Source organism: Leptolyngbya boryana PCC 6306 (assembly GCF_000353285.1).
Taxonomy (GTDB): domain Bacteria; phylum Cyanobacteriota; class Cyanobacteriia; order Leptolyngbyales; family Leptolyngbyaceae; genus Leptolyngbya; species Leptolyngbya boryana.
Map to the genome: position 1 here is coordinate 5,918,859 of NZ_KB731324.1, position 21,474 is coordinate 5,940,332.

Consider the following 21,474-nt stretch of genomic DNA (forward strand, 5'->3'; position numbering starts at 1 on the left):
GATCGAACAAATCGAGCCAGGTTCATTTCATCAAACAAAGCTAAGCGACAACCTGATTTAATGCTGCAGCGACTTCATCCATCGATTGATCACCATTGACTGTGACCAACTTCTGCTGAGACTCATAGTAGCTAATCAAGGGTGCAGTCTGCTCTCGATAGACTTCTAGACGACGACGAATTGTTTCTTCGTTATCATCCTTCCGACCCCGGCTCAAAAGCCGAACCAGCAGTACCGGATCTGGAACATCAAAATTCACCACTCGATCGCAGCCTTGATGTAACTCACTCAGCAAGGCATCTAAGAACTCAGCCTGTGCCACATTGCGAGGAAATCCATCTAAAATCCAGCCCGATTGTGCATCCGGCTTGCTCAGACGTTCCCGAATCAAATCAATCACTAACTGATCCGGAACTAATTCCCCGCGATCCATATAGCCTTGAGCCTGCACACCGAGCGACGTTTTCGCAGCCACGGACTCCCGGAGAATATCTCCAGTCGAGATATGCGGAATCTGATGAGCATCCGCCAAAAACTTGGATTGAGTCCCTTTTCCGGCTCCAGGAGGTCCTACAAAAATCAGTCGCGCCACTATTGTTTCACCATTCCTTCATAACGTTGAGAGATCACATATGTCTGGATCTGTTTAGCAGTGTCGATCGCGACCCCGACCAAAATCAACAATGAAGTCGCCCCAAAGCCTTGGAAAACCTTAACAGGCGTAGCATTTTCGATAATCGAAGGCACGATCGCCACGATTCCTAAGAAGATAGCACCTAAGAAGGTCAAACGATTCAGTACGCCCTCAATGTACTCCGTGGTTGCATTCCCCGGACGAATCCCCGGAATACTCGATCCCATTTTTTTCAAGTTCTTCGCCATATCATCCGGCTGCATAATCAGCGACGCATAGAAAAAGCTAAAGAACAGAATCAGCACAAAGTACAGCAAGTTATGCCAAATCGAAGCCGGACCTAAATATTTGCCAATGAAGTTTGCCAGATCTGCATTATTAAACGATTGGGCAATAATCACCGGAATCGTCAACACGGTCGAGGCAAAAATGATCGGCATTACACCGCCTTGGTTGAGGCGTAAGGGCAGATAACTGCTTCTTTCCATCATGACGCGTCGTCCAACTTGCCGACGCGCTGAAATGATCGGAATCCGTCTTGTCCCTTCCTGAACGAAGACAATCCCAACCACCATTGCCAGGAAGACCAGCAGGAGAATTACGACACTACTGACGACTGCGCGATCGCCCGTTTGCGCTAAGTCGAATGCCTGACCTAATGTATTCGGCAAAGTGGCAACAATGTTCAAGAAAATCAACAGGGAAGCACCGTTACCAATACCGCGTTCGGTGATCAGTTCGCCTGCCCACATGACAAACATAGAGCCAGCCGTCAACGCCAACACGGTTTCTACAACGAACATGGGACTCCAGCTTTCAGCGAACGGTCGTAATAACCCGATCGTTAAAAGCGTACTTTGCACCACAGCCCACCCGGCGGACACATAGCGGGTAATCTGGGAAATCTTCCGCCGACCTGCCTCGCCTTCATTCTTCTGCAAGTCTTCTAGAGAAGGAATCGCAGCCGTGAGCAGTTGAATAATAATCGAGGCGTTAATGAAGGGAAGAATCCCTAGGGCAAATAGACCCAAGGTTCTCAAACCGCCCCCGGCGAATAAGTCTACAAAACTCAGCGCACTATTGCTTTGAATCGCTTGTGAAAAGGCGGCTCGATCGATACCGGGAAGCGGGATAAAAATTCCCAGTCGAACGAACACCAAAAGCCCGATCGTTACCAGTATTCGTCCCCGCAATCCAGCCGCCTGTGCCATTTGAGCAAAGGTTTCCTGGGCGGTGGGCGTTCTATCTCGACTCTCGACCATATAAGGAATTCCTCGTGACAGCAATTTGGATTTGCGGACTCTGCCCCCAAATCCAAGTTGAATAAAGTTAGTTTTATGCGCTTTTTTAGCCCAAGTTGAGCCGCCAAAACGACGAACATCCTATATTTTAGCGGTTCAAGCGTGAAGGTTGACGATGAATCCATCCAGCTAAGCGAGAATTTCAATTCGACGCATCACCGAATCTGGCAACCGCTAAACCCCGATCGCGAATTTCCAGCTATTAATTATCCCGGTATCATTTGCGATCGCAAAATAATTTCGAGCGAACCTATTTTCTATTAGAGTAAAAAAATAGTATTAAATCGATATGATTGAGATTATTCGGACTCGTGCAACTTCTGAGCAAATGACTGCAATGCTAGAAGAACTGGGTATCTATGTTAAGTTGGCAGTGGATGTAGAGCAAGGAATACTGGCAGGAGGCGGAGAACTTCATGCAGATTGCGAGAGAGTTTTACTGAGAGATGGAAGCCGACAATCCGACCTTTGGGGAGCGGATTGGTATCCATTTAGCCAGACCATTGGGTATGAGTCGATTATCAATATCCGAGCGAGTGCAAATAATCGTTCGATGCAAGTAGAAGATCCGAACATTCGATCGCAGATTGATGAAATTGTTTATCGATTATTGGGTGGTGTGCAATGGGAATCAACTGGGATGCTTTAAAGCAACGTTACCTGCAAACAAATCGTGCGGCTCAGTTGGAAAGTATCACGCTGAATTTGACCAGAATTCAAACCCTGGCAAATAGTGGCGAGGATGGACAGGTCGCACGGCATTTGGTGCGAGAGAGCCAGTATTTAATTGAATGGACAGTACCCACGATCGATTTAGAAACTGATTTTCAGATTGCAACTGAACTCGTTGATCTTCAACGTCAGTTAAGCGAGTGGAAATTAGATTGGGACAAGATTTGGGAAAGCGATCGTGCTTCTCTAGGAAGATTGGCGCAGCAGTGGAGCGATCGACTCCAGATTTGCGTAGCGCATTAGGGTAGACCTCAATAATGGTTTAGTTTTTTGCCCTACAAAACACACTATGAGATTGCTGCAACTAGGCTACAAACAGCACTAATTCTTCATGCAAAACACTCAGATACAAGGCTCTTTTGCATCGTCTGAAGTGTTGCAAATTCAGACGAAATTACTGCACTCAGATGGATCGGCTTTCTCTAATGCTGAGTGTTTTTTTACACGTTATACTTAGAACAACTTACAAAGCCCCTGCATTTCTGATGTTGAGAATGACTGCAATTCCTTGCCTTTCAAAGTTGCATAACTATCAACAGTTACTTTCAAGAATGTTAACCGCTCTTAATTAGGAGAAAAGAAAGTCATGGGCTTCAAACCAAAACGTGTTGTCAAAGGTGTTGTCAAAGGGGCGAGAGTTTTTACTAAAGCTGCTCCTCCTGCCTGTCTAGTCGCCGAGATTATATTTCCGCCATCAAGAGCTATAACAACACCAATCAGAGCTGCGGCAAAACTTGGGAAGGGTTTCCTATAGCCGCCATTCACTCCGATTTTTGCCAAATTAGCTGAAGGGTGAAGATATGTTCTTCACCCTTTTACTTTCCATATTTAGGTATGTTCTTTAACTGCCAAATCAAACCCCGATCGCTAATTTCCAGCTATTGATAATCCCGGTATCATTTGCGATCGCATCGACCACTCGCAACTGCCAACGCCCTTGTACTGGCTGTCCTAGCATTCTTCTCAACGGCGGTGTCGTTTGCAGAGAATAAGTTCGATTCAGCACCGTCTGCCGTCCGAGCGTGCGACCTTGGAGTAACGTTTCGCTGCCTGAAGGCGAAACTAAACTGACTTCAATATCACCCAGGAAATCGTGTGTAATGTTGACGGTGACTTGAATATCTTTGATCGTTGCAAACTCGTTGATCTGAATTTCGCTCGCAATTCCAACCGAGCTATTGTCAGGAATCATCACCATCTTGCTATTCTCAACCACCAGCGATCGCGCAACCGTTAACGAGACTCTTCTCGCGATCGCGGCTTGAGTTGCTTTCGCCGCATTAACTTTCCCATAGCCAAACCAATCACAGCGACCGCTCGCTTCATACGTTCCTTTGCGCAGTCCAAACTGCGGATCTGGATCTGGATCAACAATCTTATCGGCGGTTTGTTGCAAGATTTGACGCACTTCTTGAGCCGTCAGATCTGGATTTGCAGACAGTACTAATGCAGCAACGCCTGCAACCAAAGGGCAAGCACTCGACGTTCCACCAAATCCGTAAGTAAAATCGCCCGTATCATAGCCCTCGTTTCCTCGTCGATCGGCAGTGACAATCCCCAAACCGCGCAGTGCAGTCCGAACTTCTGGAGGCGTTGCCACATACCCAATTCCCGGCAGTCCCATTCCGGGAGGAGCATTGTTACTCGGCGCACACACTGAAATTTCAGCCCCCCAGTTACTATAGGCTGCTTTCTTATTCAAGCTAGTAGAAGCCGAAACCGCGATCACGTCAGGATGCACAGTAAAACCACCTAACCAACTCGTCCTACCGCTAATTGCATTGTTCCGCCAGCCCGATTCATTAATGGTTCCATTGGTTGGACGATTGGCATTTCCGGCGGCGAAGACAATTACACAGCCTTTTCCGTCCCGCCCTTCGGTCGCAGCACGAGTAATTGCTGCTCTTTGGCGCAAAGATAACGGATAGTAAACAGCACTCGGTCCCCAACTGCAAGAAATGACTGAAGCACCTCGATCGACGGCCCAACCAAATAAATCCTCGATCGTTTGATCATCCAAAAATCCCGTTGTCCGAATCGGCATCAAAGCACAGCCCGGAGCCGCTCCCACTGTCCCAAATCCATTCTCTTCAGCGACCGCAACGCCTGCACAAGAAGTGCCATGATCTTCACCCAAGTCGTCTGGTGCCGGATTAAAGTCTCTGCCCTTAAAGTCCCTCGGCGCAACAACCTTACCCAAGCCTTGAAAGTCAGGATGACCCAGATCAATGGCATCATCCATCACAGCAACCACAATCGATCGACTTCCACGTGTAATATCCCAAGCTTGCTCAGCAAATACATGTGCTCCAGTTGCCAGATCTTGCCCGCCTGAATGATTCAGATGCCATTGCTTTGAATACAGCGAATCTTTGGGGCGATAATGCGCTTGCTGGCGAACAATGATATTAGGTTCGGCAGTAAGAATCTCCGATCGCGAAATGAGACGATTTGTAATTTTCAGCGGATTCTCTTTTGAATCTGCGGTCAGTTGAAACACGAAAGTATTTGGAATTCCTGCAATCTGTTTCACCTGTTCTAAACCAAATTCCTGGGCGATCGCGCTCATCGTTTCAGCTTTGACAGCAGGATCAAATTGAATCGTAATTTGATTCGTCACATAAAGTTGAGAACCAGGGCTACCCTGAACCTGATAAACATGACTCGCATAGTTCACCTGAGCATCAGAGCGAACTTGATTTAAGACTTGATCTTTTTGTGCCGGATCGACAATAAATTCTGTCAATTGAGGAGGAGCCGCACCCGGGTTGATCTGGACTGGAACTTTATTCACCAGATCCCAAGCCTGCTGTTTAGAAGTCGCATTCACTGCAAAGCGATCGTCTAATTTTTCAACCAGTAATTCTTCTCCACCGCGTTGTAGAATTTTGCCGCGATTCTCATCAGGAATACTGGCATTTCCTTGAGGGGTAGATGCGTTCGTCATGGCGCTGTTCTCCAACGGTTTCACTGATTCAATTTCAATTGTCGCTCACTGAATTTCGCGACTGCTTTACGGTTTTTAACCTCAACGATTCGGGAATCTTGAGATTAGCTTGTATCTGACATATATATGTGCCTGTTCACAGGAAATCTATGAAATCTAATCGCTATCAAGTGCTGTGTAGCTTGGCAGTGTCCTCCATGATACTCTCGCTTTTTACAGCCTGTTCATCTTCTTCGACACAGAACTGCCAGCCCAATGCTCAAGGATATCTTCCTCCCGGATGCTCACCGACAGGCGGAAGTTATTCAGGCGGGAGTTCTTCAGGTAGCTCCTATCGTTCTGGCGGAAGTAGCTCGTCTGGAAGCCGCGTGTCTAGTCCAGCTTCCGGCCGGAGTGGATTTGGCAGCTTCGGTGGAGGTCGTTCTGGAGGATGAGTAGTTTATTTACTGGAACAGAGCGCGATCGTCTCTTCCGCCAACTTCAAATGCCTTGGTACAACCTCGTTCCAAACGCTGGCGTTTCGCTAGAACCGTATGCGCTGTATCACTGTCATCCCGTTTCACAACAACAAATTTCTCGGATGAAAGATGCAGCAGAACGAGTTGGCACTGTGCTGAGTCATCTCTGGTCAGTAATTCGTGGATTTGATGAAGAAACCTTGCTCGAATATGGATTTCCAGAAGAAACCGTTCGAGTGATCAAATTTGATGGATTGCCGCCGTTTTGTATGCGGCTCGATTGGTGCTGGAACGAACAAGAAGAAGTTTATAAAGTCATTGAAGCGAATGTCCAAACCCCGAGTTTTTGGTTTGAATGTTTAGAAGGCAACACAAAAGTTGCAGAACATTTTGGATTCAAGCCTGCTGAAACTCAGATTCAACCTGTTCTCAGAAATTCAATTAATCAAGCGATTAAACGCGCTGCAAATTGGTTAGGGAAATCCCTCGATCGCTGTAACATTGCGATGACCACGCTGGACAATCCCGAAGATATGGGAACGATGCGCTGGCTAAGCAAATTTGTCGATCAACCGCATCAGGTCTTTGAGATTGAACAACTTCGTATTAAAGATCATCAATACTTGTTTAACGAGAGATCAGGAGAAGCGATCGACATTTTATTTATGTGGTATCCGGTCGAATGGGCAATTTTCGATCGCGATCCAAATGGTCAAGAACTGTGGTCAGCGCTAGAAGAATTGATTCTTAAAAGAAAGCTAGTGATCGTCAATTTTGCATCTGCTTTTGCATTGCAGCCAAAAAGTATTTTCGCTTTAATTACCGATTTGGGATTAGATTTCTTCTCTCCAGAACAGGCTGAAACCGTCTTTGATTTGTTTCCAAAAACAGTTCAAACTTCTGAAGAAATGGGTGACACTTACTTTGGAAAACCTGTATTTGGCAGACAAGGAGAAGGATGTTTTTCCGTAATTGCAGGGGAAATCAGTGACCAAAGCCCCAATCAAGATCCTTGGTACACCGATCAATTTTATGTCTATCAGGAACTCTTGAAATTTCCGACGATCGACCTTGCGAATAAAGAGATGACCGCCTTATGGAGTACCTGGTTATTTAACGATGGAACGGATCATTTTGTTCCCGCCGGAATCGGACTTCGTGTTTCAGAAGGCAAAATAACCGATGACTATTCTTATTGGTGTCCAATCGGAATTGCGAACTAAATCGGACGAACTTTTGGATTTTTTTTACTTCATTTGAAAAAGGATTCTTCAGTGATAAGATCCGAGAGTTCCAAGTTGTCCTATTAAAAACATTCTGCAATTATTCATGGCTCATCTGAGAACGATTCAACCTCTTTCCATCTCTGGCATTCTTTCGCTCTCAATGCTTGCAGGTGTGATGTTTGCGGCTCCTGCTGTCCAAGCACAGACTCCCAAACCTGCACCCGGAGCAGGTCAGCCCCGTCCCATCGATCTGACTGATCCAAATGTGGTGCGCCCGACCGCGACCCAGGGTGAAGGGGGTGTTCTGAGTTTACAGGGTGGGCAAAAGCTCATGAATGAAGCTGAGCAAGCGATTCGATCGCAGAATATGCCTTTGGCGGTGAAAAAGCTGCAAGAAGCTCGCCAAGTCTACAATCAGTTGTCCAACTTCCACCAAGATTTGGCAGCTAGCTTTTCTGGGATTGATACTCGTGTCGCAGATAGCCAGCGGAAAAAAGCGTTGGAGACAGCACAATTACGAGATCAAGCAACCTATCGCTTGGCGGTAGCGCATCGGGCAATGAATCAGCCTGAATTGGCTGTGCCTTTGTTAGTGCAAATTATCCGTAGCCAACAACCGACGCGGGATTTGGGCAAACAAGCTTATCAACAACTGCAAGAACTCGGCTTTGTTGATCCGCCTCAAAGTGCGGGTCAGTAAAATCAGCAGAGCAAATTTTGTTCAAAGCTAAATAAAGCCGTGATGATCGACGATCGTCACGGCTTTAATCTTGATCTACGCGATCTTCCTAAAGAATGTCCTGAAATCAAAATTGATATCGCAATTGCGCCTGCACCGCATGATCACTCACATCTTGTTTTCCTAACACCGTCTCATACCCAACCCCAACCGAAAGATTGTTGGCAAACTGCGCCTGCACGCCAGTACTTAATCTGACAAAATCTCGATCGGGTTCTCCGGTACGAATTCGATTAGGAATCCCCGGCTGACTCGCTAATTCCGTCACAATCTCGCGGCTACCATTCGCAAATTCATGTTCATAGTTCGCTGCAATAAATGGCGTAATAGTTGCAGAAGGAGAACGAAAATCATAAGCTAGCTGCGCGCCGATATTTAGAATTACCGAATCCGCCTCTTGGTCAGGCACAGTCAGATTCAAAATGCTGCCATCCCGTTCGGTGTAGCCATCAATCTTCACTTTGGTATATCGCACTCCAATCATCGGACCGACTGAGAGTTCATTTGAGCCAAGGTTATATCCAGAATTGAACCGAACCGAGAACTGCTTCCCATCTGGCTCCGCAGTCGCAGAACGAAATCCAGTCACGTTCAGATTTCGTGTAATGTCAAATTTATTCCATCCGGAATTAATCAACGTATCCGCATAAAACTTCTCTCGGCTATAGCTGCCATAGGCTGAAACCGAGAAGCTACTCACATCTACTTCTCCAAGATTATTGTTAAGTTCACTATTATTCTGTCCATAGTTCAGTGCTAAGCCTAAAGCTAAGTTATCGGTCACACGATAATCTGCACCAATGCTGACGCTCTTGGTATCGAAATCGTAGCCAACGATGCCGTTGTTGCTATCCCAATTCCCAAAATTGAAATCTCCATTCACGAATACGCCCAGTTTTTGATCTGGGTTAACGTGAGTTCGACACGCTAAAAGATGGCAGGAGGCAAAGCAGGCAACCCTTTCGGTTGCAAATCGAGCGACGGTAACTTGGGCTGATAGGTGTAAGCAATCAACCCGGCCATCAGGTTGACCAGAAAATTCCAATAACTGCGATGACGAGAATGCTCAATCTGACAAATGTTCTTCAATTGGTCATTCACTGACTCAATGAGGGAACGCTTTCGCAGCAGAATCTTATCCATCAGCGTGACGAGCTTCTGTTTCATATTGCGCTTGCGTTTGGTGATCAGTTTCAAGCCGCGCTCGTACAGTTCCTCAAACAACTTCTGTGAGATATAGCCCCGGTCTCCAAACAGCTTGCCGAAGATGCCTTCGGTCATTTCAGCCACAGGAGCACGGTCGTCAGTATTGGCAGGAGTCAGCTTGAACGCCAGGAGTTCTCCGTGTTCGTTGATGATCAGATGCAACTTGAAGCCGAACTTCCAGCCCGTTGAGCTTTTGCCCCAACCCACTTGATGTTTGAACACCTTGTGACTGTGGGCACGGGCGGGATGGCACACCTCAATTGGAGTGGAATCGACAAAGGCAATCCCCGTCATCTCGCCGCGTCGGGTCATCAGGAAGCAACACAACAGCATCAAGCACCAAGGCATCAGTTCCACAAATCGGGTGTAGCTCACCAAATTCGGAAACGCTTTGCGCCAATGCGGTAGAACGGTCAGGGTATAGAAATCCTTGAATGTCCTTGCACCAGAAGCATGAAAGGCAATCACGATGGTCATCACTTCACTCAAGCGCAACCGGGAACGACTGCGTTTCTCTCCAGGCATCGACGGCAGTTGGGGCTGGTGTGCCCATGCCCATTCAAAGGTCTGGCAGAAGTCGTCTACGTCGCAGAACAAAGCTGTCAGGTCGAGGCGCGATACGATAGGTTCCATAAGCTGAGACTCGAAAGATTTTGATTACTCTTTCAAACGTAGTCTCAGCTTTTCTTTTGCGCTACTTTCCCTCGTCGAACTCACGTTGGGTTAGGGTTTTGCCGAAGCGCTAAAATTCGACCGTCTAAATCCCTGGAAGGACGACGTGCCACGCCTAATGCAATTTCAGTCTGAGGCGCGATCGACAACGGCGCACTCAACAGCGAGAACGCATATTCTGAAATAATCTGATGCCCTCTGGCTGTCGGATGCAATTGATCCCAAAATAAAAACTGGTCGCAGTTTGCACCAGTTCCAAGACAAGCCTGCGTGACATTCGTAAAGCCAAATCGTGCCGGATCGTTGAGAACTTGGTTAAATAGCGCATTAATGTCGATCGGAACAATGCTCAAATTCGGATTACTTTGGGCAAGCGATCGTAAAGTAGCCTGCAATCCTTGATTATGCGCGGTTGAAAGCTGCGTCAATCCCGCACTTTGCACCGGATTTCCTACCGTCCCTGGAACCCGCCCTAAATCCGGCAGATTCGGTACAACTAGCTTATTCGCTCCTGCTGCTGTCAAACGCTGCAAAATCGCACCGATATTTCCAACCGGGATCGCTGGATTTGTGATTCCACCGCCCAGATAATCATTCGCTCCTGCCCAAACGACAAACGCCTGACTTGGACTAACAGAAGGCGAAGATTGTAAAAAGCCATTCACCTGAGTTGTGACCCCAGGTAGTAGCGGCGTAATGGTATTGTTAGTGCCGCTTGTGGCTCCGCCGAATGCAAAATTTATCGTAGTCGGGGTCAAATTCAATTTTGTCGCAAGATCTTCAATCCAAACAACTCCATTCGTAAAACGACCATTTACATATGGCGGACTCGGTGGAACTAAACCATTTGTATTTCTAAACGCATTGCCATTATCTGAAAGACTGTCACCAAAAATTGTAAACCCTGCGATCGCTTGAGCCTGAGCACTTACCGGAACTAAACAGGTGAGAATTGCCAGCTTAACTGCAAAAAATTGGGGTTTCATTGTATTTAATGCTACACAGCATGTCGAATCTGAGTGTAAACCAGATAAAGCTGAGACTTTTAGAGCCGCAATTTTTATTCACGCAGTTAAAAGATCGCTGAATTTTGCTGCGAATTGTTAAGAGAATCTACCAGTTTTACCCTTCTGTATGCAGATGTTGTCTATAAACAAATTGGAAATCCTGGATGATAGAGACTATCAAGAAAATTGATAACTCTGGCTTACAATCCAGAATGAACCAGGGCAACCGAAATTGACTACTCTGGTAATGTAACGAACTCTTAAACTTTGGGCGCGAGCGATGGAATCGATTTATCAATACGCCTGGCTCATCCCCGTCTTGCCCCTGGCAGGCGCGATGTTAGTGGGCTTCGGGCTGATTACCTTCAATAAGGATGTCAACAAGCTCCGAAAAGCGAACTCTATCTTCATCGTGTCTTTGATCGGCGCGGCGATGACCTATGCGTTTGCTCTCTTCTGGAGCCAATTTCAAGGACATGCCCCCTACACTCAATCGATCGAGTGGGCAGCAGCCGGAGATTTCCGTCTAACGATGGGATATGTGATTGATCCACTCTCCTCGCTGATGCTGGTGGTTGTCACGACTGTAGCTTTCTTGGTGATGATCTACACCGATGGCTACATGGCACACGATCCGGGTTATGTACGCTTTTATGCTTATTTGAGCCTCTTCAGCTCCTCAATGTTAGGCTTGGTGATCAGTCCAAACCTGGTACAGGTCTACATCTTCTGGGAATTGGTGGGGATGTGTTCGTATTTGCTGATCGGGTTCTGGTTTTCCCGCAAAGCTGCGGCAGATGCTTGTCAAAAGGCATTTGTAACCAACCGAGTCGGTGACTTTGGATTATTACTTGGAATTTTGGGCTTATACTGGGCAACTCGAAGCTTTGACTTCGGAGAAATCGGCACCCGCTTGCAAGAAATGGTGGCAACGGGATCGCTCAGTGGCTTTATCGCAGCATTGTTCGCGATTTTGGTGTTCTTAGGACCAGTCGCAAAATCGGCGCAGTTTCCTTTGCATGTGTGGCTACCAGACGCAATGGAAGGTCCGACTCCGATTTCGGCCTTGATTCACGCAGCGACGATGGTTGCAGCAGGTGTGTTTTTGATCGCGCGGATGTTCCCCGTCTTTGAGGGCATTCCGGTGGTCATGGATACGATCGCTTGGACAGGATGCTTTACTGCCTTTTTGGGAGCATCGATCGCGATTACGCAAAACGACATCAAGAAAGGCTTAGCGTATTCAACGATGTCGCAGCTTGGCTACATGGTGATGGCAATGGGCGTTGGAGCTTATAGCGCTGGATTATTCCACCTGATGACTCACGCTTATTTCAAGGCAATGCTGTTCTTAGGTTCCGGCTCAGTGATCCACGGCATGGAAGCAGTGGTTGGTCACGATGCAGCCTACGCTCAAGATATGAGAATGATGGGCGGTTTGCGGAAATACATGCCGATTACTGCCACGACCTTTTTGATTGGAACATTAGCCATTTGTGGAATTCCGCCTTTTGCTGGATTCTGGTCAAAAGATGAAATTTTGGGTTCGACCTTTGCTGTGAATCCGGTGATGTGGGCAATTGCGTGGTCAACGGCTGGCATCACAGCGTTCTACATGTTCCGGATGTACTTCACAACGTTTGAAGGCGAATTTCGAGGCGAGAGCGCTGATGTCAAGCAAACCATCAAAAACGAGCAGCTTCAACTCGCAGGTTTAGCTTTTGGGCCTGGCGCAATGGATCCTCGTGAACTCACGATCGAAGCACCCGCAGATGATCATGATCACGATCATCACCACGACAGCGAACCGCATGAATCTCCGATTACGATGACGCTGCCGTTGATGATTCTGGCAATTCCATCCATGCTGATTGGTTTAGTCGGAACGCCGTTCGCAAACTACTTTGAGCATTTCATCCATGCACCGAGCGAGGCTGTACAAGTTGCGGCGGAAGCGGGTGAGGAAAACCTGACGGAATTCCTGATCATGGGCGGAAATTCAGTTGGGATCGCTTTGATTGGAATCACGTTGGCATCGCTGATGTATCTGCGAGGCAAAATCGATCCCAGCGCGATCGCAGCCAAATTCCCTGCGTTATATCGCTTGTCCAAGAACAAATGGTACTTCGATGAGATTTACAACGAAGTGTTTGTGATGGGAAGCCGTCGCTTAGCTCGCCAAGTCTTAGAAGTGGATTCCAAAGTCGTAGATGGGGTCGTCAACCTCGCTGGACTCGCCACCGTCTTAACCGGCGAAGGACTGAAATACTTCGATAATGGGCGCGCTCAATTCTATGCGCTGATTATCTTCATCGCAGTTCTAGGATTAGTCGTCTTCTCCGGTATCACCTGATTGGCTGGCACAGGGTGGGGTTCGCCTCACCCTGCTCCATCTGCAAATAGTCTTAACAATCCTGAGGTTTCAGAAAGAACCGACTAGGATTGTCATATCACGAATCCATACGAATTCTTTTGCTACTCATAAACAAATCTTAACAGTACGCATGGTGACAGCAAATTTTCCTTGGCTGACCACGATCATTCTTTTCCCGATCGTTGCGTCACTCGCCATTCCCTTCCTCCCCGACAAAGATGGCAAAACCGTTCGCTGGTATTCCCTAATTGTCGGATTGCTTGATTTTCTGCTCATTGTCTATACGTTCTACACCCAGTACGATTTCTCCAACCCAGAGATGCAGCTCGTCGAGCGCTATGCCTGGATTCCTCAAATTGATCTCAATTGGTCAGTTGGCGTGGACGGGCTGTCGATGCCGTTGGTGATTCTGACTGGATTTATTACGACATTGGCAATTTTGGCAGCATGGCCTGTGACCTTCAAGCCACGCCTATTTTATTTCCTCATGTTGGCAATGTACGGCGGACAGATCGCTGTATTTGCCGTTCAAGATCTACTGCTGTTCTTCCTAGCGTGGGAATTAGAACTCGTTCCGGTCTATTTCTTGCTGGCAATTTGGGGCGGGAAAAAGCGGTTGTATGCAGCAACAAAGTTTATCTTGTACACCGCAGGCGGTTCGCTGTTCATTTTGGTTGCGGCATTAGCGATGGCGTTTTATGGCGATACGCCTTCGTTCGATATGCAAACCTTGGCGCATCGAGGCTTCCCGGTCAACTTTCAGTTATGGATTTATGCGGCTTTCTTAATCGCTTATGCGGTGAAGTTGCCGATTATCCCGTTGCATACGTGGTTGCCGGATGCTCACGGGGAAGCAACTGCACCCGTGCATATGTTGCTGGCTGGAATTCTCTTGAAGATGGGCGGATATGCCTTGATTCGGATGAATGCAGAAATGCTGCCTGCGGCTCATGCGATCGTGGCTCCAGCACTAGTGATTCTGGGTGTCGTGAATATCATTTACGCGGCATTAACTTCATTTGCACAACGCAACCTCAAGCGGAAAATTGCTTACTCTTCGATCTCCCATATGGGCTTTGTGCTGATTGGGATCGCATCGTTTACTGATTTAGGCTTAAGCGGTGCAGTGCTACAAATGGTGTCGCATGGTTTGATCGGAGCGAGTTTGTTCTTCTTAGTGGGAGCAACTTACGATCGTACTCACACCTTGATGCTGGACGAGATGGGCGGCGTTGGTAAACAGATGCCGAGGATCTTCTCGATGTTTACGGCATGTTCGCTCGCATCCTTGGCATTGCCTGGAATGAGCGGATTTGTAGCGGAATTGATGGTGTTTGTTGGGTTTGCGACCAGTGATGCTTACAGCATGACGTTCCGGGTAATTGTCGTGGCACTGGCTGCGATCGGAGTCATTCTCACCCCGATTTATCTATTGTCGATGCTGCGTGAGATCTTCTACGGTCCTGAAAATAAAGAGTTAACGTCACACGAAAATCTGATCGATGCAGAGCCGCGTGAGGTGTTTATCATTGCCTCGTTGCTGGTTCCCATTATCGGCATCGGCTTCTATCCGAAAATGCTGACACAGATTTATGACTCGAAAACTTTGCAGTTAACGGCACGTCTGCGAGATGAAGTGCCGACCTTAGCAGATCGCAAGGGAACGAATGCGATCGCGCTCAGCGACAGCAAAGCTGCCATCACGCCAGCAGTCTCGGCTCCTTCGATTCGCTAATGTGCTAGATTCAACTCTCTAATCATCTCCAAGTAGTTCACCTAAATTCGATGGGGAGATAGAGGGATAGGGGATAAAAGTGAAGATCTGAAATCATGGTTGCTACCCCCCACTCCCCATCTCCCCACTCCGCAAAATTAATGCGGTTGACTAGATGCTTCTCTTCATTTATATGACTGAAAAAACGCGGGCATTCCACTTAGGAACCCCGCGTTTTTTAACTTCAACCTTCTACAGCTACCAGCCCAATCTAATTTTCGTTCAACTTTCCTTCTGACCGAGTAATCACTGAATCGGTAGGCAAGCATAGTAGATTGTCACCCTGAGTCTTAATCATGCCTTTCTGACGCAATTTACCCATTAACCGCGTCACGGTCACCCGTGTAGATCCGATCGCGCTTCCAATTTGCGCATGCGTCAATGGGAACGGTAGGCAATACCCTTCATCAGTCGGTTCCCCATACTCTTCGATCAAGAGCGTCAAGAAGCCCAGTAAGCGATCGATCGTTCGACGCTGACCTAACGTACTCAACCACAGCAACTTCCGCTGATGCTGATACCGGAACGCATCCAATACCTCACGACGAAAATGTGGCCAATTATCCAGATCGTGCCAGTACATCCACACGACCGAAGTCTGATCCACATGTGCGTAGGCTTGGAGCGTAAACGGTGATTGAGCAACAATTTCAAACGGTTGACCCGTTCCAACAAATCCCAAAAATGCTTCTTCAGGACTGATGCGAGCCAAACGGGATGCATTGCCGCCTGTCGCATTCACCTGCGCCGTTCCAACTAACCGAACCGCACCTTTCTGAACCAAATAGAGCAAACCGGGGCGAGTCGGAACCCGCTCATCTTTACTAAAATTGCGGACACGATAATGCTCTTGTGCCCAATCGATAATTCGTTGCCAAGTTAGGAATGGACGAGCCGCATCGGAATTTTGAGGAGAATTAACTGAGTACATAAGTTATAGGCTGTTTGAGAACAATGGGACTTTGACAAGCGCTGAGTTGTCAGCGAGATTGCAATCAAGTCACAGGCGAACCAGGTAGGATGAGCAATCGCTGTAAGGTTGCCTAAATTTCACTGACTTACGAGATCATACTTAGAAAATGACATATCGCCAGTGAGATCACGGTGATCTTTACAGAATTGACCATAAAATGCTGGTATTTTTGAACTTTTTAAACCGAAACCTATCCCATTTCAGAGCGCAAACCGTAATTACTGTGAATTGTAACCTACCGAAGATCACTTATCCTACGCTCCGCTCATTGTTACTGCTGAAAATTTATGAGGCAATCTCCCTACGGAAAGATGTTCAAGTAGCAAATCAGTCGATCGAGAATTCAGACTTTCAAAAAAACCGAGAAATCATCAAGCTTCTAGCGCCTCGCCCTGCTTTAAAACGAGTTAAAAGTGCGACTTCGGTAGTGGCATATGCCTCGACAATCGCCTTGCAATTGGGGGCGAGATCCAGTTCAACACCTGCGGAAATTGCGGACAAAATCATTCACTTTCTGCGACACTCTCCATCTAATCTTTCGGATGAAGAAACTGAAAATCAGCTTCTCCGTGATCTCACGGTGACTTACCTAGAGCCGGGCAGATTGGTATTTGAATTTGGCGATCGCGCGATCGCCAAATATCTTCAGGAAATCCTTTCTCACTGCACCGATGAGACGAACAGAGCTTCTGACAGGTCATTTCTCAGACTGAAGCGCGAATCCTCCGGTGACTCTAAAATCTTCCTCTGTCAGTACAGTTACGCGCGATGCACCGCCCTGATCGAGATGGCATCTCGTTCCAATCACATAGATAAAAGTGTAGAAAATGATTCAGCTAAATGGCTGAACGAAAGTAAATTTTTATTACAAAAAGAATCAGAGTTGCTGTCTCAAATCATCGCGACGCTAGATGAATGGGAGGAGACAAATCCTCTAACCCTTGCTATTTCTCTGAGTGAAGCCTTTCAGACTTTTTATCAGAATTGCCAAATTGTAAAGTACGACACAATTCATCTTCAGGTGGCACAATGTCGATTAGCTTTAGTAATGATTACTCATTGGCTGTTAAAACAGCTTTTAGAGCAGGGACTTGGTGTTGTAGCGCCGGAAACACTTTAATTTTCGATTCGGGATCGTTTTATCCTGTCACACCGTCGTCATGTTATCGACATAACGAATTTTTATCGACAAACACGTGACAAAGCTATTGAACCCGCCTATAGTATTGGAGTGTGAGGAGCGAACCAGTTAGAACGCCGAGACGAAACACGGCCAGTCGTCGGCGTTCTTTCTGTTTTAAAGCAAAAATTTCCGAATGGCGATCGCAGCTCCATCTGCTTCAACGCTCGGCGCAACCCAATCGGCATATTGTTGGACTCCGCCCGGAGCATCTCCCATTGCCACCCCAATTCCAGCATATTGAATCATTTCGAGATCGTTGAAGTTATCACCGATCGTCATCACGTTCTCAGGCTTCAGACCCAGAATTTCTTCAGCTAAATACTTCACAGCCGTTCCTTTATTTGCAGCCGGATTCGTTGCCTCAAAGAACGTTGCGACAGATTTTGTTAGGTAAAGCTCAGCAGGAGTGTACTGCTTCTGAAGCGACCCCAGCATCGTATCAATGAGTTCAGTGTCGTCGCTGAGCGCCAAAACTTTTGTCAGTTCCATATCTAATGTATTCCGCAGATCCCCAACTTCGATTGGGACAATGCCTGATCGCTGAACATAAGCTGCCGTCTCCGGAGTCATCGATCGAATATAGAGATCGTCATTGATATAGAAATGAATTGATAACAATTCTCGGAGATGCGATTGCTCAAAATAGTCGAGCAGTTCCAAGACTTGTGCTTTGGGAACTGACCATTGCCGTAGAATCTGATTCGTCGCAGGATCTTGAATCCATGCGCCTTGATAGGCAATTAACGGCAGAGAAGACCCCACGGTTTGATAAAAGCGCAGTGCAGAGCGATACATGCGACCCGTCGCGATCGCAATTTGCACCCCAGAATTCTGTGCGTCGGAAATCGCTGCAAGCACAGGTTCGCGGATATTATTAGACTTGCCTGCGATTGTCCCGTCAATGTCTAAGACCAATAATCGAATATCAGAGTGCTGCATAACTTAAATTCAGGGTGAGGGATGTCAGCCTTTTCCATCATCCTCCTACCTTAGAGCGCGTTATGGCTGAAGTCAGAAATCAAAAAGGAGTAAGCCGCCAAATTCTATTGATGACACTTTGGCTGACGCTACTCATGTTAGTTGTAAAAGTGGGTGCAGCTTGGGCAACAAAATCTTTAGCGATCGTGGCTGAATGTCTTCATACTGTTATTGATGGCTTCAGTACAGTGCTCGGTTTAATTGCAATCTCTTCACCCCATCGCATCCCAGGGCGAGAAATTTGGGGGCATAGTCGGTTGGAAGCAATGTTGGCGTTGCTGCTAGTCGCATTATTAGGATTTGCCTGCCTCAGTTTGTCTGGAACCGCCATCGAGCAATTAGCCAATCAGCCTACGCTAGCTATCCTGCCACCGATTCGGATGCGGCTATCTGTGATTGGACTGCTCGCGATCGTGTCTCTCGCCAGTGTGGGCTTAGCGTTTTTTGAGCGAAAAGTGGCACGGACGCTCGATAGCTCGATTTTGAAAGTGAATGCGCGTCAGATTTTGCAGGACGCTTGGCTGACGATGTTTTTGCTCCTGGGACTCCTGGGAATTTGGAAGGGATATGCTTGGCTTGATCCCTTGTTGGCGATCGTCATGGTAATTACCGCCGGATTGAGCTGCTGGCGGGTTTTAAATTGGCAATTACCGTTAATGGTCAGACAAGTTGCAATTGCACCTGAAGCGATCGGGCAAATGGTCAGACAGGTGCAAGGGGTGACCCAATGTTATGACGTGCGATCGCGCGGAATCGTCGGGCGACAAGTTTTAGTCGAAATGCGAGTTTTCGTGCATCCAGACTTTCTGGGAGCGAGTGAATGGATTATCGAGCAGATCGATGGAGCCATTCGCGATCGCTATGGCCCGGTACAGGTGTGCATCTCGATCGAAGAAGCGCAAGACGATTTACAACATCCCTTTGAAACACTGCGATCGGATCAATCCAGTCGCGAAATGGATTGGAATTAAGATTTGGATCGACAGACTCAAGGTAAAGTAGGGAAAGAATTATTAAGAAGCATTACGTTATACCCACTTCATGGATTTCTCCCTTTTGCCTCAGATTGCTATTCAATGCCTCTTGGGAGCGTCTGCGATCGTGTTCACGGAACTGGTGCGAGACGCTTACCACATTGCTGGACACTACTGGCAGCCACTAAAGCGAGGACACAATTTACATCACAAGGCTTATCGTCCTGATTTAACGATTACAAGCTTAGAGATGTACCAAAAGGCGCAACTCAATAATGATGTGCCAGAAGCGATCGCGATGCTAGGTGCCGCTGCAATTCTGGCAGCCTGTACTCAATTGCCTGTTTTATGGATCGGTTGCTTGTATTCGCTGGTCTTCTTAATTCCAGCTGTTGCCCGATCGCAAGGGTTACTGCTGCAAACCGATGTGACTCATAAGCCCGGTGACTTAATTGAGTTGCCCAAGCCTTGGATTGTGAATCGAACCTACCATTGGCGACATCATTTTGATGATCAGAATGCTTATTATTGTGGTCATTTTACAATTGTGGACAAATTGTTAGGGACAAGTTTGGCGCTGAAAGGCAAAACAGTGGCTATTACTGGCGCATCCGGAGCATTAGGGCAAGCATTGATTGCAGAGCTATCGAAGCATGGAGCGAAAGTTGTTGCGCTAACGACGAGCGATCGCGCGTTTGCTGAAGGCATAGAAGTGCTGCACTGGCAAATTGGAGCGGAAGAAGAATTGCGATCGCGGCTGCAAAAGGTAGACATCTTCATTCTGAATCATGGCGTCAATGTCTATGGCGATCGCACACCAGCCGCAATCCAGACTTCCTATGAAGTGAATACATTCTCAACTTGGAGACTCGCAGAGCTATTCCTTGAAACAGTCACCGAATCTTCGCACAAAGCGCTCAAAGAACTTTGGATTAATACCTCTGAGGCTGAAGTGAATCCGGCGCTGAGTCCGCTTTATGAGCTATCGAAGCGAGCTTTAGGAGATTTGATTACCCTGCGGCGATTAGATGCACCTTGTATTATCCGCAAGTTGGTTTTAGGACCCTTTAAGAGTCAGTTAAATCCTTATGGGGTGATGTCTGCCTCTGGGGTCGCTTGGGCGATCGTGGCACTCGCGAAACGAGATTTTCGCGACATCATTGTGACGATTAATCCGATCACTTACATTCTTTTTCCGATCAAGGAGTTCTTTCAGTCGCTTTATTTCCGCTTGTTCTCAAAGTAGTGGAAGCTCAATTAAAAATTCTGTGCCCTGATCAACAACAGAATGACAATTCAATTTGCCGCGATGGTGCTCTGTGATGATTTGGTACGCAATCGACAAGCCCAATCCTGTTCCCTGACCAATCGGCTTTGTCGTAAAGAATGGGTCAAAGATTCGCGTTTGGATCGCTTCTGGAATCCCTGTTCCATTGTCAGCAATTCCGACTCGTACCCAGTCCGAATCAATTTCTGTCCGGATCGTCAGTTGGGGTTGCCAGTCGGGTTCTGATTTTTGCGATCGCACATCCAACGCGTCGATCGCATTGCTCAACAATGACATGAACACCTGATTTATTCGCCCGGCATAGCATTCGATCTTGGGCAATTCTCCATAGGTGCGCACAATCCGAATTTCTTGCCGATTCACTCTGCCCCGCAGCCGTGATCCCAAAATCATCAACGTACTTTCCAGACCTTCATGCAGGCTGACTGACTTCAGTTCTGCTTCATCCAGCCGCGAAAATGTCCGTAATAGATTCACAATCTCTTCAATGCGCTCCGCTCCTGATGACATCGATCGCAGCACATTGGAGAAGTCTTGCAACACAAACGAGAGATCGACTTCTTCGCTGAGCGTTTGAATTTCCTCGATCGAGCTATTCTGATATGCCCGAATCATCTGCACTAATATTTCTGCGTACTCCTGAGCATGGCGTAAATTCCCATAAATAAAACTGATTGGGTTATTAATTTCATGCGCTACCCCAGCCACCAGTTGCCCCAAACTCGACATTTTTTCGCTCTGAATCAACTGAGCTTGAGTCAGTTTGAGATTCGACAATGCTTGTTCGAGTTCGGCAGCCTGCTGCTGTAGGATTTCATGACTTTTTTGAACGGTCTCCTGTGAAACTTGTAAATCCCGAATTGCTTTTCTAAAGAGAGCCTCTTTCAGATCATTCGTTCTTTCCAGTTCAGCCTGACTCGATTCCGAGCGTTTTAATTTCTTCTCAAGAATCCGATTTGCTTTTTCCAGTTCTTGCACTCGTTGTTTTAACGCTTCGCAATCCATCCA

19 protein-coding genes are annotated in these 21,474 nt (G+C 47.2%); 10 read left to right on the forward strand and 9 right to left on the reverse strand.

All coding sequences use genetic code 11. The features are described 5' to 3' along the window. Positions 1 to 40 precede the first annotated feature (40 nt). Entirely contained in the window at positions 41 to 592 is a 552-nt protein-coding gene (locus LEPBO_RS0129530; protein ID WP_017291207.1) for an adenylate kinase, read from the reverse strand. After that, positions 592 to 1,896, reverse strand: coding sequence for a preprotein translocase subunit SecY (gene secY, locus LEPBO_RS0129535; RefSeq protein WP_017291208.1), 1,305 nt, complete (start codon positions 1,894 to 1,896; stop codon positions 592 to 594). The genes LEPBO_RS0129530 and secY overlap by 1 nt, the downstream gene beginning before the upstream one ends. Positions 1,897 to 2,224: 328 nt before the next feature. Between secY and LEPBO_RS0129540 the strand changes: the two genes are divergently transcribed. Beyond that, positions 2,225 to 2,584, forward strand: a complete 360-nt coding sequence (locus LEPBO_RS0129540; RefSeq protein WP_017291209.1) for a DUF5674 family protein — start codon at positions 2,225 to 2,227, stop codon at positions 2,582 to 2,584. Then, a complete protein-coding gene (locus tag LEPBO_RS0129545; RefSeq protein ID WP_017291210.1) occupies positions 2,560 to 2,910 on the forward strand; it encodes a hypothetical protein in 351 nt (116 codons plus the stop codon). Before LEPBO_RS0129540 ends, LEPBO_RS0129545 begins: the two co-directional genes overlap by 25 nt. A gap of 610 nt (positions 2,911 to 3,520) precedes the next feature. Here LEPBO_RS0129545 and LEPBO_RS0129555 read toward each other — a convergent pair. Continuing rightward, positions 3,521 to 5,614 carry a S8 family serine peptidase gene (locus tag LEPBO_RS0129555; RefSeq protein WP_017291212.1) on the reverse strand — a complete coding sequence of 698 codons (2,094 nt, stop codon included), beginning with the start codon at positions 5,612 to 5,614 and terminating at the stop codon, positions 3,521 to 3,523. Positions 5,615 to 5,763: 149 nt separating this feature from the next. Between LEPBO_RS0129555 and LEPBO_RS42535 the strand changes: the two genes are divergently transcribed. From LEPBO_RS42535 to LEPBO_RS0129570, 3 genes are all read left to right on the forward strand, one after another. After that, a complete protein-coding gene (locus LEPBO_RS42535; RefSeq protein WP_144056291.1) occupies positions 5,764 to 6,048 on the forward strand; it encodes a hypothetical protein in 285 nt (94 codons plus the stop codon). After that, entirely contained in the window at positions 6,045 to 7,295 is a 1,251-nt protein-coding gene (locus LEPBO_RS0129565; protein ID WP_017291214.1) for a glutathionylspermidine synthase family protein, read from the forward strand. The genes LEPBO_RS42535 and LEPBO_RS0129565 overlap by 4 nt, the downstream gene beginning before the upstream one ends. A 106-nt stretch (positions 7,296 to 7,401) precedes the next feature. Continuing rightward, complete coding sequence (locus LEPBO_RS0129570) at positions 7,402 to 7,998, forward strand: hypothetical protein (RefSeq protein WP_017291215.1); 597 nt, start codon at positions 7,402 to 7,404, stop codon at positions 7,996 to 7,998. 106 nt (positions 7,999 to 8,104) lie between these two features. On the opposite strand, the gene LEPBO_RS38655 is transcribed toward LEPBO_RS0129570, so the two are convergent. The 3 genes from LEPBO_RS38655 to LEPBO_RS38660 form a co-directional block, all read right to left on the reverse strand. After that, a complete protein-coding gene (locus LEPBO_RS38655; RefSeq protein WP_017291216.1) occupies positions 8,105 to 8,920 on the reverse strand; it encodes an autotransporter outer membrane beta-barrel domain-containing protein in 816 nt (271 codons plus the stop codon). Between the two features lie 44 nt (positions 8,921 to 8,964). After that, positions 8,965 to 9,876: an IS982 family transposase gene (locus tag LEPBO_RS0129580; RefSeq protein ID WP_026148520.1), complete on the reverse strand. Its 912-nt coding sequence runs from the start codon at positions 9,874 to 9,876 to the stop codon at positions 8,965 to 8,967. Positions 9,877 to 9,956: 80 nt separating this feature from the next. Beyond that, positions 9,957 to 10,901, reverse strand: coding sequence for an SGNH/GDSL hydrolase family protein (locus LEPBO_RS38660; protein ID WP_017291217.1), 945 nt, complete (start codon positions 10,899 to 10,901; stop codon positions 9,957 to 9,959). A gap of 301 nt (positions 10,902 to 11,202) precedes the next feature. Here LEPBO_RS38660 and LEPBO_RS0129590 point away from each other — a divergent pair, with 301 nt between their 5' ends. Then, a complete protein-coding gene (locus tag LEPBO_RS0129590) occupies positions 11,203 to 13,275 on the forward strand; it encodes an NAD(P)H-quinone oxidoreductase subunit 5 (protein ID WP_017291218.1) in 2,073 nt (690 codons plus the stop codon). 151 nt (positions 13,276 to 13,426) lie between these two features. Then, positions 13,427 to 15,031 (forward strand): photosynthetic/respiratory NAD(P)H-quinone oxidoreductase subunit D1, encoded by a 1,605-nt coding sequence (gene ndhD1, locus LEPBO_RS0129595; protein ID WP_017291219.1) that lies wholly within the window; start codon positions 13,427 to 13,429, stop codon positions 15,029 to 15,031. Positions 15,032 to 15,281: 250 nt separating this feature from the next. Here the strand turns inward: ndhD1 and LEPBO_RS0129600 are convergent, their stop codons facing one another. Further along, positions 15,282 to 16,001, reverse strand: a complete 720-nt coding sequence (locus tag LEPBO_RS0129600; RefSeq protein WP_017291220.1) for a Crp/Fnr family transcriptional regulator — start codon at positions 15,999 to 16,001, stop codon at positions 15,282 to 15,284. 265 nt (positions 16,002 to 16,266) lie between these two features. Here LEPBO_RS0129600 and LEPBO_RS0129605 point away from each other — a divergent pair, with 265 nt between their 5' ends. Further along, positions 16,267 to 17,163, forward strand: coding sequence for a DALR anticodon-binding domain-containing protein (locus LEPBO_RS0129605; RefSeq protein ID WP_026149021.1), 897 nt, complete (start codon positions 16,267 to 16,269; stop codon positions 17,161 to 17,163). A gap of 177 nt (positions 17,164 to 17,340) precedes the next feature. Here LEPBO_RS0129605 and LEPBO_RS0129610 read toward each other — a convergent pair whose 3' ends face one another. After that, positions 17,341 to 18,165, reverse strand: a complete 825-nt coding sequence (locus tag LEPBO_RS0129610) for a Cof-type HAD-IIB family hydrolase (RefSeq protein ID WP_017291222.1) — start codon at positions 18,163 to 18,165, stop codon at positions 17,341 to 17,343. 62 nt (positions 18,166 to 18,227) lie between these two features. Here LEPBO_RS0129610 and LEPBO_RS38665 point away from each other — a divergent pair, with 62 nt between their 5' ends. Continuing rightward, positions 18,228 to 19,175 carry a cation diffusion facilitator family transporter gene (locus LEPBO_RS38665; protein WP_017291223.1) on the forward strand — a complete coding sequence of 316 codons (948 nt, stop codon included), beginning with the start codon at positions 18,228 to 18,230 and terminating at the stop codon, positions 19,173 to 19,175. 70 nt (positions 19,176 to 19,245) lie between these two features. Further along, positions 19,246 to 20,424: a bifunctional sterol desaturase/short chain dehydrogenase gene (locus LEPBO_RS0129620; RefSeq protein WP_017291224.1), complete on the forward strand. Its 1,179-nt coding sequence runs from the start codon at positions 19,246 to 19,248 to the stop codon at positions 20,422 to 20,424. Here LEPBO_RS0129620 and LEPBO_RS0129625 read toward each other — a convergent pair. Then, the gene (locus tag LEPBO_RS0129625; protein WP_017291225.1) at positions 20,416 to 21,471 is read right to left on the reverse strand and encodes a sensor histidine kinase; all 1,056 of its coding nucleotides are present in this window, start codon (positions 21,469 to 21,471) and stop codon (positions 20,416 to 20,418) included. The two genes, LEPBO_RS0129620 and LEPBO_RS0129625, sit on opposite strands and share 9 nt — an antisense overlap. Between the last annotated feature and the right edge of the window lie 3 nt (positions 21,472 to 21,474).

Excerpts from the sequence above, each read along its gene's own strand:
- LEPBO_RS0129625 (WP_017291225.1), bottom strand. The coding sequence starts at position 21,471 with ATGGATTGCGAAGCGTTAAAACAACGAGTGCAAGAACTGGAAAAAGCA.
- LEPBO_RS0129545 (WP_017291210.1), top strand. The coding sequence starts at position 2,560 with ATGGGAATCAACTGGGATGCTTTAAAGCAACGTTACCTGCAAACAAAT.
- LEPBO_RS0129580 (WP_026148520.1), bottom strand. The coding sequence starts at position 9,876 with ATGGAACCTATCGTATCGCGCCTCGACCTGACAGCTTTGTTCTGCGAC.
- LEPBO_RS0129600 (WP_017291220.1), bottom strand. The coding sequence starts at position 16,001 with ATGTACTCAGTTAATTCTCCTCAAAATTCCGATGCGGCTCGTCCATTC.
- LEPBO_RS0129570 (WP_017291215.1), top strand. The coding sequence starts at position 7,402 with ATGGCTCATCTGAGAACGATTCAACCTCTTTCCATCTCTGGCATTCTT.
- LEPBO_RS38665 (WP_017291223.1), top strand. The coding sequence starts at position 18,228 with ATGGCTGAAGTCAGAAATCAAAAAGGAGTAAGCCGCCAAATTCTATTG.
- LEPBO_RS0129620 (WP_017291224.1), top strand. The coding sequence starts at position 19,246 with ATGGATTTCTCCCTTTTGCCTCAGATTGCTATTCAATGCCTCTTGGGA.
- secY (WP_017291208.1), bottom strand. The coding sequence starts at position 1,896 with ATGGTCGAGAGTCGAGATAGAACGCCCACCGCCCAGGAAACCTTTGCT.
- LEPBO_RS0129565 (WP_017291214.1), top strand. The coding sequence starts at position 6,045 with ATGAGTAGTTTATTTACTGGAACAGAGCGCGATCGTCTCTTCCGCCAA.
- LEPBO_RS0129610 (WP_017291222.1), bottom strand. The coding sequence starts at position 18,165 with ATGCAGCACTCTGATATTCGATTATTGGTCTTAGACATTGACGGGACA.
- ndhD1 (WP_017291219.1), top strand. The coding sequence starts at position 13,427 with ATGGTGACAGCAAATTTTCCTTGGCTGACCACGATCATTCTTTTCCCG.
- LEPBO_RS0129555 (WP_017291212.1), bottom strand. The coding sequence starts at position 5,614 with ATGACGAACGCATCTACCCCTCAAGGAAATGCCAGTATTCCTGATGAG.
- LEPBO_RS42535 (WP_144056291.1), top strand. The coding sequence starts at position 5,764 with ATGAAATCTAATCGCTATCAAGTGCTGTGTAGCTTGGCAGTGTCCTCC.
- LEPBO_RS38660 (WP_017291217.1), bottom strand. The coding sequence starts at position 10,901 with ATGAAACCCCAATTTTTTGCAGTTAAGCTGGCAATTCTCACCTGTTTA.
- LEPBO_RS0129540 (WP_017291209.1), top strand. The coding sequence starts at position 2,225 with ATGATTGAGATTATTCGGACTCGTGCAACTTCTGAGCAAATGACTGCA.
- LEPBO_RS0129590 (WP_017291218.1), top strand. The coding sequence starts at position 11,203 with ATGGAATCGATTTATCAATACGCCTGGCTCATCCCCGTCTTGCCCCTG.